Source organism: Streptomyces liangshanensis (assembly GCF_011694815.1).
In the GTDB taxonomy this organism is placed as follows: Bacteria; Actinomycetota; Actinomycetes; order Streptomycetales; family Streptomycetaceae; genus Streptomyces; species Streptomyces liangshanensis.
This window is the reverse complement of record NZ_CP050177.1, coordinates 404,772-418,620: the sequence shown is the minus strand read 5'-3', so window position 1 is coordinate 418,620 and position 13,849 is coordinate 404,772. Positions and strand designations below refer to the sequence as shown.

The 13,849-nt window shown below is 73.0% G+C and carries 14 protein-coding genes; 6 read left to right on the top strand and 8 right to left on the bottom strand.

Translation table 11 applies throughout. The annotated features are described in order from the left end of the window. Positions 1–17 precede the first annotated feature (17 nt). Complete coding sequence (locus HA039_RS01840) at positions 18–2,258, bottom strand: ATP-binding protein (protein WP_167022765.1); 2,241 nt, start codon at positions 2,256–2,258, stop codon at positions 18–20. Between the two features lie 615 nt (positions 2,259–2,873). Here HA039_RS01840 and HA039_RS01835 point away from each other — a divergent pair. Genes HA039_RS01835 through HA039_RS01820 form a run of 4 tightly spaced genes read left to right on the top strand, consistent with a single transcriptional unit; the run spans position 2,874 to position 6,297 of the window. Further along, positions 2,874–4,241: a ferredoxin reductase family protein gene (locus HA039_RS01835; protein ID WP_243869972.1), complete on the top strand. Its 1,368-nt coding sequence runs from the start codon at positions 2,874–2,876 to the stop codon at positions 4,239–4,241. A gap of 10 nt (positions 4,242–4,251) precedes the next feature. After that, the gene (locus HA039_RS01830; protein ID WP_167022762.1) at positions 4,252–4,866 is read left to right on the top strand and encodes an FMN-binding protein; all 615 of its coding nucleotides are present in this window, start codon (positions 4,252–4,254) and stop codon (positions 4,864–4,866) included. Further along, positions 4,866–5,705, top strand: a complete 840-nt coding sequence (locus tag HA039_RS01825; protein ID WP_243869024.1) for an FAD:protein FMN transferase — start codon at positions 4,866–4,868, stop codon at positions 5,703–5,705. The genes HA039_RS01830 and HA039_RS01825 overlap by 1 nt, the downstream gene beginning before the upstream one ends. A gap of 49 nt (positions 5,706–5,754) precedes the next feature. Then, positions 5,755–6,297: a hypothetical protein gene (locus HA039_RS01820; protein ID WP_167022759.1), complete on the top strand. Its 543-nt coding sequence runs from the start codon at positions 5,755–5,757 to the stop codon at positions 6,295–6,297. A gap of 21 nt (positions 6,298–6,318) precedes the next feature. On the opposite strand, the gene HA039_RS01815 is transcribed toward HA039_RS01820, so the two are convergent. The 3 genes from HA039_RS01815 to HA039_RS01805 form a co-directional block, all read right to left on the bottom strand. Next, positions 6,319–7,131 carry an NPP1 family protein gene (locus HA039_RS01815; protein ID WP_167022756.1) on the bottom strand — a complete coding sequence of 271 codons (813 nt, stop codon included), beginning with the start codon at positions 7,129–7,131 and terminating at the stop codon, positions 6,319–6,321. A 285-nt stretch (positions 7,132–7,416) separates the two neighbouring features. Continuing rightward, positions 7,417–8,226 carry an NAD(P)-dependent oxidoreductase gene (locus HA039_RS01810; protein WP_167022753.1) on the bottom strand — a complete coding sequence of 270 codons (810 nt, stop codon included), beginning with the start codon at positions 8,224–8,226 and terminating at the stop codon, positions 7,417–7,419. Between the two features lie 77 nt (positions 8,227–8,303). Beyond that, a complete protein-coding gene (locus tag HA039_RS01805; RefSeq protein ID WP_167022751.1) occupies positions 8,304–9,080 on the bottom strand; it encodes a class I SAM-dependent methyltransferase in 777 nt (258 codons plus the stop codon). 183 nt (positions 9,081–9,263) lie between these two features. On the opposite strand from HA039_RS01805, the gene HA039_RS01800 reads away from it, so the two are divergent. Continuing rightward, complete coding sequence (locus HA039_RS01800) at positions 9,264–9,476, top strand: hypothetical protein (protein WP_167022748.1); 213 nt, start codon at positions 9,264–9,266, stop codon at positions 9,474–9,476. A gap of 20 nt (positions 9,477–9,496) precedes the next feature. Here the strand turns inward: HA039_RS01800 and bla are convergent, their stop codons facing one another. From bla to HA039_RS01780, 4 genes are all read right to left on the bottom strand, one after another. After that, positions 9,497–10,378 carry a class A beta-lactamase gene (bla, locus tag HA039_RS01795; protein ID WP_167035965.1) on the bottom strand — a complete coding sequence of 294 codons (882 nt, stop codon included), beginning with the start codon at positions 10,376–10,378 and terminating at the stop codon, positions 9,497–9,499. A gap of 187 nt (positions 10,379–10,565) precedes the next feature. Next, a complete protein-coding gene (locus HA039_RS01790) occupies positions 10,566–11,591 on the bottom strand; it encodes an LLM class flavin-dependent oxidoreductase (RefSeq protein ID WP_167022745.1) in 1,026 nt (341 codons plus the stop codon). A 101-nt stretch (positions 11,592–11,692) separates the two neighbouring features. Next, positions 11,693–12,598, bottom strand: coding sequence for an aldo/keto reductase (locus HA039_RS01785; protein WP_167022742.1), 906 nt, complete (start codon positions 12,596–12,598; stop codon positions 11,693–11,695). 91 nt (positions 12,599–12,689) lie between these two features. Next, complete coding sequence (locus tag HA039_RS01780) at positions 12,690–13,250, bottom strand: NADPH-dependent FMN reductase (protein WP_167022739.1); 561 nt, start codon at positions 13,248–13,250, stop codon at positions 12,690–12,692. Positions 13,251–13,378: 128 nt separating this feature from the next. Between HA039_RS01780 and HA039_RS01775 the strand changes: the two genes are divergently transcribed. Further along, positions 13,379–13,843: a MarR family winged helix-turn-helix transcriptional regulator gene (locus tag HA039_RS01775; protein ID WP_167022736.1), complete on the top strand. Its 465-nt coding sequence runs from the start codon at positions 13,379–13,381 to the stop codon at positions 13,841–13,843. Positions 13,844–13,849: the final 6 nt, after the last annotated feature.

Here is a 13,849-nt window from a genome sequence, read left to right as displayed (position 1 = left end):
CGCCGCGAGGCCCGGTGTCATCGCCCTTCCGGTACGGCGCCGCGCCGCCCGGCCTCGGGGAGCAGCGTGTGCGCGCGGGGGTCGCCCAGGTCCCGGAACAGGTCACCGGCCCGCTGACGGGCCGCGGCGGCCTCCTCGTGGCGGTCCGTACGGGTCAGGAGGTCGGCGTACCGGTGCAGGGTGTCCGCCTCCGGCCAGAGGTTGCCGCCGTCGCGGTGCCGGGTGACCGCCACCTGGAGATAGCCCGCCGCCTGCTCGGGGTCCCCCCGGTGCAGGGCGAGCGCCGCCCGCCGGTCCCAGAGCATGCCCTCCCCGTACAGGTCGCCCAGCGCCCGGAAGATCGCCAGGCTCTCGCGGAACCCGTCGTCGCACTCGGCGTTCCTGCCGAGGCGCCCCGCCGCCGCGGCCCCGTTGCAGAGGGCCACCGCCTCGCCGTGCGCGTCCTTCGCCTCGCGGAACCGGATCAGGGCGTCCGCGAAGTGGTGGTAGGCGTCCGGATCGTCCTGGTCGGCGGCGGTCAGCCCCAGGGACGCGTACGCCCACGCCTCCCCGAGCGTGTCGCCGGCCCGCTGCCGCAGTTCGAGCGCGTTCGTCGTATGGCGGCGCGCGAGCGCGAAGTCGCCCCGCTGGCGGTAGGCGTCGCCGAGGTTGACGGACACCCACGCCTTGTCGTCCCGGTTCCCGTACGCCGTCGCCGCCCGCAGCCCCGCCAGATGGCTCGCGATCCAGATGTCCCACGGCTTGCGCAGGAGCAGCCAGTTCCACATCCGTACGCACACCTGCCACGCCGCCGGGAGCCGGTGCGCCTCGGCCAGCTCCACCACCGCCACCAGGTCCTGGCGGCCGAGGCCGTCCAGCCACCGCGCGGCGGCCGCCGCGGCGCCGGGGCCGGCGAAGACCAGCGGCTCCACCCCGGCCGGCGGACTGCCCAGGGAGGGCACCCACCGGTACGGCGCGAGCGCCGCGTTCGCCGCGTCGGCCGTGTGCAGGTACCAGGAGGTCAGCCGGTCCGCGGCCGCCCGGACCTCGCCCGGCAGCTGGTGCGCCTCCGCCTGCTCGGCCGCGTACTCGCGCAGCAGATCGTGGGTCCAGTACAGGTCGGGCCCGGTCTCCTGGAGCAGGTGCAGCGCCACCAGCTCGTCCAGGAGCCGCCGCGTGCGCGCCCGTGAGTACCCCGACACCGCGGCCATCATCGCCCCGCTGATCCGGGCCCCCGGCGCCATCGCCAGCAGCCGGAACATCCCCGCGGTCTCCGGGCCCAGCCCGTCGTAGGACAGGTCGAAGGCCCGGCGGACCGCCAGCGGCGACCGGTCGTGGTCGGCCAGCGCGCTGAGGGGCGCCTCCGCCAGCTCCTCCACGGTCTGCGCGAGCGGCCGGTGCGGATGCGTCGCCAGCTGCTCGGCGGCCAGCCGCAGCGCCAGCGGAAGGTGGGCGCACCGCTCGGCGAGCGCCCGCGCCGAGTCCGGTTCCGCCGCCATCCGCCGCTCGCCCACCACCGCGCGCAACAGACCCGCCGACTCCGCCGGTGTCATCGGCTCCAGCGAGACCCGCTCCGCGCCGGTCACCACCGACAGGCCCGTCAGCCGGCGCCTGCTGGTGACGATCAGCCCGCAGGACGCGGCCCCCGGCAGCAACGACTCGATCTGCCGCAGGTCCCGCGCGTTGTCGAGGACGATCAGCAGGGACCGCTGCGCGACCACCGTACGGAACAGCCCCGCCCGGTCCTCCACGCTCTCCGGGAAGCCCTCCGCGCCGAGCGCCGCCAGGAACGCGCCCAGTACCAGCCGCGGATCGGCCGGTTCGCGGTCGGAGTGGCCCCGCAGGTCCGCGAAGAGCGTGCCGTCGGGGAACCGCCCGGCGATGCTCCTCGCCCAGTGCACCACCAGGGCCGTCTTCCCCACCCCGGGCGAGCCGTCCACCGCGACCGCCAGCGGCGCGCCCGCCGCCCTGGCGCGCCGCAGTGTCCCGTCCAGCGCGGCGAGCGCCGCCTCCCGCCCGGTGAACCCCGTGGTGGTCATGGGCAGTTGCTCCGGACGCGGAACGCCGTCCAGCTCCGTCCGCGCCAGCGCGACCAGCTCGCCCGACGTCTCCAGCGCCTCGTCGCACGCCCGCGCGAGCGCCGCCGTCGGCATCGCCTTCCCGGCCTGGATCCTGCTCAGCCACCCGGCGCTGTACGACACGAGAGCGGAGAGCTCCCGGAGCGTCAGCCCCCTCGCCTCACGCCGCTTCTTCAACGCGGCCCCGAAAGCGCCTTCCACGACTGCGGTCCTCCCCTGATGACGTCCCTCCGTGTGCGGACGGACACCCCTAGTGATCACGGCTCATACTGTCCCGTATCCACCGGCCCGCGCGGATCACTTCTGTCCCGATGTGGGGGAGTTGGCCGATTCCGGACCTCGGTGCGGGGTGCGGCGGAGGCGTCGGCGGGGCCGCCGCCGAGGTGCGGAGCGCCGGGTCCGTACGTTATATTGATCATGTGCTCGCGACCGGAACTCCGGTCAACGGGCCCGGCGTTGGTCGTCCAAGGAAAGACGCCCCGCTTCCTGCGGGGAAATGCAGGTGCAAGGCCTGCCCAGCGCTCCACCGGGAAGCCCCGGACTCGTCCTTCGAGTCCGGGGCTTTCCGCTGTCCCCGGTTGACCGGGGTGTCGGCCGCCACGGTGGGGACCGCGCCCGCGCCCGCGCGTCGCGTTGCCGCTGTCGGCCGCCGTCGATCGTCGCGGGAGAACGTACGGCCGCATATCCGTACAGGTGCCGTCAGAAGAACGGCCCGGCGGGCAGGTCGCCGCCCCCGGGCGCGCTCCGATTGAACTCGCCGCCCCTCACATCCGTATGGGCGGGCACACGGGCGAATCGAGGAGCACTCCCTTGGCGATGATGCACAACGGCCGGGCCGCGCGACGGCAGACCATGCGCGCGATACGCCCTCAACGGTCGGGCGCGCGAACCCTGTTGGCGGTGTGCTGGGCCGGGGCCGTGGCCGTCATGGCGCTGTGGTGGCAGAACACCCCGGTCGTCCACGTGGATCTGGCCGAGTGGCTGATCGGAGCGGGCCGGCTCACCGGACTGCTCGGCGGCTACACGATCGCCATTGTGATCCTGCTGATGGCCCGCGTTCCCGCGCTGGAACGGCGCGTGGGCTCCGACCGGGTGACCCGCTGGCACGCGATGAGCGGCCGGTACGCGGTCAGTCTGGTCCTCGCCCACCTCCTGCTGACCATCGGCGGCTACTCCGTCCAGGCCAACACGGGCTTCGTGGAACAGACCGTCATCGTCGTCCTCGACTTCCCGCGCATGGTCGAGGCGACCATCGGCACCGCGATCCTCCTCCTGATCGGCTTCGTCTCGGCGCGGGCGGTACGGCGCAGGATGCGCTACGAGACCTGGTACTACCTGCACCTCCTCACCTACGTGGCGGTCTACCTGACCTTCTGGCACCAACTGGCCGCCGGCGCCGAGTTCGTGGCGAACCCGATGGCCCGTACCGCCTGGTACGTGCTCTACGGCGCGGCCGGCCTGCTGCTGCTCTGGTACCGCGTCCTCGCGCCGATCCGGCTCAACCGGCGCCACCGCATGAGGGTCGAGAAGACCGTGTACGAATCACCCGGCGTGGTCTCCGTGCTGATCACGGGGCGGCGGCTGCACCGGCTCGGCGCCCAGCCGGGCCAGTTCTTCCGCTGGCGGTTCCTCACGGACGGACTGCGCTGGAGCTCCAACCCGTACTCGCTGTCCGCGCCGCCGCGCCCCGACCTGCTGCGCATCACCGTCAAGGCCAACGGCGAGCACAGCGAGGCCGTGGCCGGACTGCGGCCCGGCACCCGGGTCTGGGCGGAGGGTCCGTACGGCGCGATGACGGCGGCCCGGCGCAGCCAGGAGAAGGTGCTGATGATCGCGGGCGGTGCCGGGATCACCCCGATGCGGGCGCTGTTCGAGACCCTGCCCGGCGAACCCGGCGACCTGACCCTGCTCTACCGGGCCGGCAAGACCGAAGACCTCGCGCTCTGGGGCGAGTTGCGGCGGATCGCGTCCGCGCGCGGCGCGCGGCTCCTGTACGCGGTCAACGGACCCGACGGCGTCCGGCCCGAGATCACCCCGCAGCGGCTGCGCGAACTGCTGCCGGACATCGACGATCACGACGTCTACGTCTGCGGTCCCCCCGGGCTGGCCAGCCAGTCCTACGAGGCCCTGCGCGCGGCGGGCGTGCCCGCCCGCCGCATCCACCACGAATCCTTCGAGATGTGAGGCACACCCCGTGAAGAGGAGACATCCGCTGCGGCGGATCATGATCGGTGTCGCCGCGACGGCGTCGGGCGTTGTCCTGCTGCTCGCGCTGAAGCAGCCCAGCGGGTCGTCGGTGGCCGTGGCCACCGTGCCGCCCGGCGGGGCGGCCGCTCCGGGGGCGGCGGCTCCGCGAACGGCGGGCGGTGCCCCGTCGGAGGGCGCCCCGGCCGCCGACGTACCGGCCGCCGACGCCCCGGCGGCGGGTGCTCCGGACGACTCCGCCGCCGACGAGGCCGGTGCCGACACCTCCGGCGCCCCCGCTTCGAAGGCCCCCGCCGCGAACCGGCCGACGAAGGCCGCGCCGCCGCGTGAGCGGACGGTGCTCGGCGACGCCGTCGACACCCAGTACGGGCCGGTCCAGGTGCGGTTGACCCTCAGCGGCACGCGGATCGTCAGCGCGGCGGCGGTCCAGGCGCCCGGATCCGACGCGCAGAGCAAGTCCGTCACCGCCAACGCCGTACCGAAGCTCAACCAGGCGGCCGTCACCGCGCAGAGCGCGCGGATCGACGCCGTCTCCGGTGCCAGCTACACCAGCAAGGGCTACCAGGACTCCCTCCAGAGCGCCCTCGACAAGGCAGGGGCCTGATGCCGGAGGAAGGCCAACGCCTGCGCCACGTCGAGGAGTCGATGGGGACGGTCTTCTCCTTCGACGTACGGGACGTGCGCGACGAGCGCCGGGTCCGGACCGCGCTGCGCGCCGCCGTCGCCTCGCTCCACCGCGCCGACGCGATCTTCTCGACGTACCGCCAGGACAGCGAGATCACCCGGCTCGCCCGGGGCGAACTGACGGCGGCCGACTGCGCCGCCGAGGTCGGCGAGGTGCTGGCGCTGTGCGCCGAGGCCGAGCGGGAGAGCGAGGGCTGGTTCACGACCCGCTACGCGGGCGGACTCGACCCGACCGGCCTGGTGAAGGGGTGGGCCGTGGAGCGGGCGGCCAGGACGGTCGCCGGGGCCGGCGCGGGCGCGGTCTGCCTCAACGGCGGCGGGGACGTCCAACTGCTGGGCGGGCCCTGGCGGGTGGGCATCGCCGACCCGCTGCGACCGGGCGCGCTGGCCCTGGTGGTCGAGGCGGCGGACGACCTGGGCGTGGCCACCTCGGGGCCCGCCGAGCGCGGGTGCCACATCATCGATCCGCGTACGGGCGAGGCGCCGGTCGGCGGACTCGCGTCGATCACGGTGGTCTGCCGGGAGGGGCTGACCGTCGCGGACGTACGGGCGACCGCCGCGTACGCCATGGGCGGGCGGGCCCGCGACTGGCTGGAGGCCCTGCCCGACACGGAGGCCTTCGCGATCACCGCCGACGGCTCCACGTGGACGACGAGCGGCTTCCACCGGTACGCCGAGGGGTACGGCGAGCGTGGCGAGAATCCGTCGACATCTGTCGCTCCCGGCCATGGGGGAGGCGATGCGCCGGCCCTAGCGTGAGCGAGGTGGCCCCCGACGATCCCGGCCACCCCTCCGGAAAGAGACACGAATGACCACGTTCCTGCTGTCCGTCCACGTGCTGGCCGCCATCGTCGCCATCGGTCCGGTGACCGTCGCGGCCAGCATGTTCCCCGCGGCGGCCCGCCGGGCGGTTCCCGCCCCGGCCTCCGTCCCCGGCACGGGGGAGAGCGCGGGTGCCGGAGAGGGCATGAGTATGGGGGAGAGCCTGGGTGCGGGGGAGGGCCTGGCCACCGTACGGGTGTTGCACCGCGTGTGCCGCGTCTACGCGGGAGTGGGCCTCGCCGTACCGCTGTTCGGCTTCGCGACGGCCCGGTCCATGGGCGTCCTCGGCAGCCCCTGGCTGATCACGTCGATGGTGCTCACCGCGGTGGCGGCGGGTGTCCTGGGCCTGCTGATCCTGCCCTCCCAGGAGAGCGTCCTCGACACCCTCGCGGGCGCCGGTCCCGGGCAGCCGGCGGTCGAGCGTGCCACGACCGCGCGGCTGGCGATGCTGACCGGTGTCTTCAACCTGCTCTGGGCGACGGTCACGGTCCTGATGATCGTCCGTCCTGGCTCGACCACCGGGGCGTGACCGTCACCCCGCGACGTTGTGTCAGGCGTTCGGATCGAAGGAGATCCCGGCCGGCATGGAATGTGCCAGCGCGTATTCGAAGTCGCCGTCCTTGATTTTGATCGTGGCGGCGCCGAAATCCGCGCTCAGGAGCTTGTCGCGGAATCCGGGCGGGTAACCCTCCCAGCCGACGAGACGCGGGAAGAACCAGTTGCCGGTGAAATTCTCCGCCGGTTCGTCGTTGCTGTTGGCGAAGCGGAAGTCGTGGGTGGAGGCGCCGTCCTTGTGATAGACGATCTTGGGGTGGGTCCCGTCGAAGCGTATGGCCGACCGGTCGGCCACCTGGTAGCCGCTGTGCTGCGACACCGACACGTACTGGGGCACGTTGTCCTTGACCCACACCACTACGTGCTCCCAGTCGTGGCGGTGCCCGATGGCCGCGGGGCCCAGGGTGGCCTGGTCCTTCTCGAAGTAGCTCGCGTACACGATGGCGCACCAGTCGTTGTTGCACTTCTCGCGCGAGTACGTGTTGGCGTTGTTGAGCTGGGCCGCGTCACGGCAGTGGCCGTTCACGTCTCCGCCCAGGCTCAGGCCGGGGTTGAGGGTGCCGTCGCTGCCGATGGCCGCGGTCGCGTAGCAGCCGTCCTTGTCGTAGTCGTACGCGGGGGAGAAGGTCTGCTCCAGCCCGTCGGCGTTCTGCGGGAGGAGGGGGAGGACGTTCGCGTTCGCGCTGCCCGGAATGGCTACGACCAGCGCCAAGGCGCTGAGACCGCTGACGAGCGCGGAGCGGCGCAGTCTCCTCGAACGTCCGGGGCGGGGAGCGGAGTTCTCGGATTTCTTCGCAAAGAACAGCATGCTGTGCGTACCAGCCTTAACGACTCATGCGGGTGCGGGGGGATGCGCCGTCTGTGTGACGCGGCGTAAAATTAGCCCGGGGCGTGGCGAGTTGCAAGTAAAGGTTGTCCCTGGAAACCGGCACCATTGCGGCGGACGAACCGCGTGATCCGCGGAAATGAATTCCCGATGGCGGCGCGGTGGTCGGGAAAAGCGCCGATTGTCCCGACGGGAAACGACGCTGCCCGGGACGCTTCGGCGTCCCGGGCAGTAACTCCCCTGATGTGCGCGGTACCTGAGAGGGCGTCAGGCCCGGCGTTCTTCGCGGATGTGGTGGACGATGCGGCCGAGGTCCTCGTCGCCGGCGCCGGGGAAGGAGGTGAGCCACCCGTGGACCGCCTCGGCCACCGGGAGGTCCGCGGACGCGGTGGCCAGCGCCACGTCCTTGGCGGCCAGCCGCAGCGCGAAGGTGCTGCCCTGGCCGAAGGCCCGGCCGGCCAGCCCGGCCAGCGGCAGGCGCGAGAGGGCCTGCTTCACCTGCTCCTCCGGAATGCCGTACCCGTCGGCGAGGGCCATCGCCTCGCCCACCACCGTCACTCCGGCGATCACCGCGCTGATCAGCACGACCTTGAGGGCGGCGCCGCTTCCCTCCGGGCCGCAGGGAATCACCGAGCCGAACACGTCGAGTACGTGCCGGACCTTCGCCACGTCGCCCCCGGCCAGCACCATCAGCTCGCCGGACGCGGCACGGTCGGCACTGCCCATGACGGGCGCGTCGACGAGCGCGACGCCTTCGGGCAGCAGGCCCCGTAGCTCCCGCAGCGCCTCGGGGCCGATGGTCGAGGCCTCGACCAGCGTGACGCCGGGACGCAGCGCCGACGCGAACGCGCCGACGACGTCACGTACGGCCGCCGGGTCGGACAGCATCGTGACGACCACGTCCGCGTCCCGCACGGCGTCGGCGGGGGAGGCGGCGGCGGTGGCACCGCCCGAGACGAGCGGTTCGGCGCGGGCGGGCGTACGGTTCCACACGGTCAGCGGGAATCCGGCTTCGAGCAGGCGCCGGGCCATGGGCAGGCCCATCGAGCCGGTTCCCAGAAATGCGATCTTTTCCATATACGCACTGTAGGACGTTACGTATGTGATGCGGATGAACGTCCGACGCCCGTTCGCGACCAGGGTCGCGGGGTCCTCTACGCGCCGGAGCGGGCCACCAGCAGGGGCTGGAAGAAGCCCGTCTCCCGCGGCGTCCGCCACGTGGGGGCGGCGAAGCCGGCGTCGGTCGCGAGGCCGGTCAGCCGGTCCTGGCCCAGGGCCCAGTAGGTGGTACGGCGGACCTGGGCGCGCCACTGCCCGTCGGCCGGGTGGAGCTGGAAGTGCTCCAGGTCGTAACGCTCTCCGTCGTCGTGCCAGTGCCAGAGCTGGAAGGTGACGGTCCGTTCCCCGTCGCCGTCGCGGTCCGCGTCGCCGTGGACCTGGGGTCGGGTCGAGACCGGGCGGTCGCGCAGCAGCTCGTCGTACGGGCGGGTGCTGACCAGCAGCAGGCCTCCGGGTCGCAGCACGCGGCGCATCTCGGCCAGGGCGGCGACCACGTCCCCTTCCGTCAGCAGGTGGGGCAGCGAGTTGTCGGCGCAGACGACCGCGTCGAACCGGCCGTCGGGAAAGGGGAGGCGCCGCATGTCGGCGGCGGCCGTGCGCAGGGTCAGGTTCCGGCGGGCGGCCTCACGGGCGGCGCGGGCGGCGGCGCGGGGGCTGAGGTCGGTCCCGGTGACCCGGTGGCCGTGCAGCGCCAGGCCGATGGCCTGGGTGCCGATACCGCAGGAACAGTCGAGGACCGCCGCGCCCTCCTGGCCGATCAGGGCGTCCAGGGCGCTGCCCTGGAGGCGGACGCTCGCGTCCCAGTCCGCGTAGATCCGGTCGTAGTCGTCGGCCAGTTCGTCGTAGAAGCGCGCCACGGATGTCTCGGGCATGGCCCGAGGCTATCGCGCGACGGTCGGCGGGGTCGGCGGGGTCCGCGGCGCTCGGGCATCATGGACCTCATGAACGAGTCCAGCGCCGCGTGGGTCACCGTCGCCGCCTATGAGAACGTCCGGGGCTGTCCGCCGCCCCTCGCGGCCGTTCGCGCTTGACTGCGCGACCGGGGCATCGACTGGATGCCCCTCGACCCGGCCCGGATCCGGGTGGACCTCGCCTGCGGCCCCGGCCCTGACGGGCGTTGGCACGGCGGGTTCGACGTACGCGTCCCCGCCGCCGACCTGCAGCCCCTAGGACTGCACCCGGACCAGCCGGCCTCGGTGGTCACCGGTCCCTCCCCGCCGGGCTGGTGGCACGCCGCCGCCGAACGCGACGCCCGCCGGTCGCGGTGACCACGACCGGCGGGCGGCCGTCAGGTGAGTTCGGCGGCGATCAACGCGGCCGCACGGGCGATCAGTTCGTCGTCCGCCGGGGCGTCGGGGTCCTGTGTCGTGGACAGCACCGACAGGACGACGGAGCCCCGGCCGGGCCGCCACGCCACCCCCACGTCGTTCGTGGTGCCGTAGGCGCCCGTCCCGGTCTTCTCGGCGACCGACCAGTCGCCGGGAACGCCCGCGCGCAGCCGCTTGCCGCCCGTCGTGTTGGCGAGCAGCCAGCCGGCCAGCCGGTCGCGGTCCGCCGGATCGAGCGCGTCGCCCAGGATCAGCCGGGCGTTGGTCCGGCCGACGGCGTACGGGCTGGTCGTGTCCGTCGTCCGGTCCGGTTCGGCCGAGTTGAGGTCCGGCTCCCACCGGTCGAGCCGGGTCACGAAGTCCCCGACGGAGCGGCAGAAGCGGGTGACCGACGACGGGCCCCCGAGCTTCGCCAGCAGGAGGTTCGCGGCGGTGTTGTCGCTGTGGGTGATCGTCGCCGCGCACAGCGCCTCGACCGTCATGCCGCGGGCGAGGTTCTCCGGCAGGCCGGTGATCGGGGCGTGCCCGGACCGTACGACGTCCTGCTTCGTGTACCGGATCCGCCGCGACAGGTACGTCCCGTCCGTGTCCAAGTCCCGCAGGACGGCCGCGACGGCCAGGGTCTTGAACACCGAGCAGACCGGGAAGAGTTCGTGCCCGCGATGGACGACGGTCCTGCCCGTCGCCATGTCCTGGGCGAACACGCCCAGGCGGGCCGACCGTTCCCTTTCGAGGTTGCGCAACCGCCGGGTGAGCGCGGTGTGGCGCGGCGTGGACGCGTACGCCGAGGTGCCCAGGGGCACGACGCCCGCCAGTGCGGTCCCGGCGCCCGCCGCCAGCATCAGGCGGCGGGACAAGGCTGTTCCCTCTTTCGAACCCAAGATCCCTCTTCCCCTCCGGTCCGGAGACAGTCCGGAGTGTCTCCGGCGTGACGTCCGGTGTGTCGTGCGGTGTGTCGTGCGGTCACCGGGGAGGACGTTCCGCGAGGGGCTGCCGGTTCGGTCGGCGGGCGGTCTTTCCGACCGCCCGTCAGTCCGCGACCGGCGGCCGCCAGCCCAGCGCCGGGCCGAGCTTCGTCGCGATGTCGGTGAGGATCTGCACGTAGTCGTCGTGGTCGAAGGTGAACGGCAGGGCGAACGCGACCTCGTCGATCTCCCGGAACGCGGCGTCGGAGTACAGCTGTTCGGCGATCTCCGCCGACGTACCGACCAGGTCGCGCGCGAACAGCATGCGCGCGGGCCCCTGCGGCGTGGTCGTGCGCGGCGTCCGCTTCGCCACGAACTCCTCGTACTTGGCGCGCTGTCCGGCCGAGGCGCTGTCGGTGGGGATCACCACGAGCCCCTGCGAGACGCGGGCGCGCTCCCCGTCGGGGTGGTGGGCGCGGAAGGTCCGGATGTGCGACAGCTGGATCTCGGCGAAGTCCTCGGACTCCTCCGCCTTCACGACGCTGCTGGTCAGGTAGTTCATCCCGTGCTCACCGGCCCACCGGGCGGACCGCAGGCTGCCCCCGCCGTACCACATGCGGCGGCCCAGCCCGGCGGCGTGCGGCTGGACACGGTCGGAGAACACCTCGAAGCCCTCGGTGCCGCTGAAGTCGCTGGCCGCCTCGCCCCGTACGAAGGCCAGCAGCCGTTCCACGCGGGCGTAGCTGAAGTCCTCGACGTCGGCGGTGTCCGGGTAGAGCGCCTCCTTCACCCGGTCGTAGTGCATCGGCGGGCCGACACTGATGCCCGGGTTGAGGCGGCCCCCCGACAGGATGTCGACGGTCGCCAGGTCCTCGGCCAGCCGCAGCGGGTTCTCCCAGCCCAACGGGATGACCGCGGTGCCCAGTTCGATACGGCTGGTGCGCTGCGAGGCGGCCGCCAGGACCGCGACGGGGGAGGAGATGCCGTACTGGAGGTGGCGGTGGCGCATCCACGCGCTGTCGAAGCCGAGCCGCTCGCCCAGCTCGATGATCTCCAGGGTCGATTCGTGGCCCCGGCGCGGGTCGGCGTCGTCGAAGAGCCCGATGGTCAGGAAGCCCAGCTTCCGCAGCGGCTCCGAAGTCAGCGGCACAGGATCCTCCGTGGTCCGCGGCATGCTCTGTCACACACCAGTGCTGCGCCAATTGTGGCAGGTGGTTCCGGTGCGGATCCGTGGGGGGAGCGGGGCGGTGGCTACGTCCAGGGCAGGGCCGACCGCCTGCTCCAGTACGTCTCCGGGTCGACCGCGAGCGCCGCGAGGCGGTCGGGATCGGGGGCCGGGGCGGTGGCCGCCGCCAGGTTCGAGTGCATCTGCCTGACCGTGGTGGCGCCGGACAGGACGACGTCCGCCCAGGGCCGGGCCAGGGCGGCGGCCAGCGCCGTGACGTCGGGGCGCTCCCCGAGCGCCCGGGTCGCGGGGCCCCGCCCCGCGAGCAGGCCGTTGGCCAGCGGCTCCTTGACGATCACGGTCCACCCGGCCGCCTTGGCCTCGCCGAGCGCGGCGTCGGCGGAGGGCTCCAGGAGGTTCCACGTCGCCTGTACGGCGGAGAAGAGCGGCGCCCCGTCCACCTCGACCGTCAGGGCGCGGCGCAGGGTGTCGGCCTGGCCGGGACCGCTGAGGCTGAGGCCCACGGGCACACCGAGGGCGGCGAGTCCGCGCAGGACGCCCTTGTCGTCGAGGACGCCCGATTCGAGCGTCGCCGAGTGGATCTGGTAGAGGCGCAGCCAGGGCCCGAGCAGCGCCTTCGACTGCGGCCACTGGCGGCCCAGGGCGGCGGCCGAGTGGTCCTTGACCTCCTGGACCTCCGCGTTCGCCTGCCAGTCGGCGGTGTAGGCGTAGCCCCACTTGGACGACACGGTGACCCGGTCGGCGGTCACCCCGCGTCCGGTCAGCCAGCCGGACAGGAACCGCTCGGCCAGCCCGTACGAGCGGGCGGCGTCGAACCACCGGATCCCGCCCGCCCACGCCGCGTCGCAGACCTGCTCGCAGCGCGCGCGGAGGGCGCCGACCGAGCGGTCGGCGCCGAGGGAGCCACCATGACCGACCGTCAGGTACTCCGGGCGACCCAGCGCCGCCAAACCCAGTCCGAGGACAGCCATGGCGGCATCGTAACCACGGGTCGCGCCTGTTCCCGGGAGGAGCGGGGCGCCCGGGAGGGTCGTACCCCCCGGGCCGCCGCCCCGCCGGGCCTCAGCGCTTGCGCAGCGGCGCGAGTGCCTCGCTCCAGGCGACGACCTGGTCGAGCGTGGTCGTGAGGGCCTGGCGCTGGACATCGGTGGGCTTGAAGACGCTGAAGTTCTCGAAGTCGGTGAACAGGGACAAGGCCACCTGCGCGCGCACGTCCGCCATCTGGAGTTCGCCGGCTATCAGGCGCAGGTGCTCCACGGCGCGGGTGCCGCCGGCGGAGCCGTAGCTCACGAAGCCCACCGCCTTGTTGTTCCACTCCGCGTACAGGAAGTCGATGGCGTTCTTCAGCGCCCCGGAGGTGGAGTGGTTGTACTCCGGCGTCACCATCACGAACCCGTCGAACGAGGCGATCTTCTCCGCCCACGCCAGGGTGTGCGGCTGGGAGTACTGGCCCATCGCCGGCGGATACGCCTCGTCCAGATGGGGGAGCGCGAAGTCGAGCAGGTCCACCAGCTCGAACTCCGCGTCCGAGCGCTGTGCGGCCACCTCGTGCGCCCAGCGGGCCACGGCCTCCCCGTTACGTCCGGGGCGGGTGCTGCCGAGGATGATCCCGATCCTGGTCATTGCTGGTCCTGCCTTCTTGGCTCGGTGCTGGTCCTGCTTCCGTGCTCGGTCCCCGGCGTGCCGCCAGGTCCTTGCTTCGTCAAGCAAACACCTTGGTACTTGCTTCGTCAAGCAACTATGATGGGAGCATGACCGCCGACAAGACACCGCCGCTCCCGCCCCTGGATCCCGACGAGGAAGCGCTCATCCGCGAGCTGGGTCGGGTGATGTCCGTCCTGCCCCGCGCCGTCGACGCCGACATGATCCGCGAGCGGCAGATCCCGATCAGCGAGTACACGACGCTGATGCACCTGTCCGAGGCGCCGGACCGGCTCATGCGGATGAGCGAGCTGGCGGCGGCCTGCAACCTCTCGGTCAGCGGGATGACCCGGGTGGTCACCCGCCTGGAAGGGTCCGGCCTGGTCCGGCGGGTCCGGTGCGACGGGGACGCCCGGGGGTGGAACGCCGTCCTCACGGACGCCGGCCTCGCCCGGCTGGAGCAGGCCTGGCCGGCCCACCTGGCCAGCGTCCGACGGCACGTCCTGGACCACCTGGAGGGCGCCGACCTCGCCCGACTGACCGCCGCGCTGCGGTCCATCGCCCCCTCCGCCTGACACAGG

Excerpts from the sequence above, each read along its gene's own strand:
- HA039_RS01835 (WP_243869972.1), top strand. The coding sequence starts at position 2,874 with ATGATGCACAACGGCCGGGCCGCGCGACGGCAGACCATGCGCGCGATA.
- HA039_RS01825 (WP_243869024.1), top strand. The coding sequence starts at position 4,866 with ATGCCGGAGGAAGGCCAACGCCTGCGCCACGTCGAGGAGTCGATGGGG.
- HA039_RS01820 (WP_167022759.1), top strand. The coding sequence starts at position 5,755 with ATGACCACGTTCCTGCTGTCCGTCCACGTGCTGGCCGCCATCGTCGCC.
- HA039_RS01815 (WP_167022756.1), bottom strand. The coding sequence starts at position 7,131 with ATGCTGTTCTTTGCGAAGAAATCCGAGAACTCCGCTCCCCGCCCCGGA.
- HA039_RS01810 (WP_167022753.1), bottom strand. The coding sequence starts at position 8,226 with ATGGAAAAGATCGCATTTCTGGGAACCGGCTCGATGGGCCTGCCCATG.
- HA039_RS01805 (WP_167022751.1), bottom strand. The coding sequence starts at position 9,080 with ATGCCCGAGACATCCGTGGCGCGCTTCTACGACGAACTGGCCGACGAC.
- HA039_RS01800 (WP_167022748.1), top strand. The coding sequence starts at position 9,264 with ATGCCCCTCGACCCGGCCCGGATCCGGGTGGACCTCGCCTGCGGCCCC.
- bla (WP_167035965.1), bottom strand. The coding sequence starts at position 10,378 with ATGCTGGCGGCGGGCGCCGGGACCGCACTGGCGGGCGTCGTGCCCCTG.
- HA039_RS01785 (WP_167022742.1), bottom strand. The coding sequence starts at position 12,598 with ATGGCTGTCCTCGGACTGGGTTTGGCGGCGCTGGGTCGCCCGGAGTAC.
- HA039_RS01780 (WP_167022739.1), bottom strand. The coding sequence starts at position 13,250 with ATGACCAGGATCGGGATCATCCTCGGCAGCACCCGCCCCGGACGTAAC.
- HA039_RS01775 (WP_167022736.1), top strand. The coding sequence starts at position 13,379 with ATGACCGCCGACAAGACACCGCCGCTCCCGCCCCTGGATCCCGACGAG.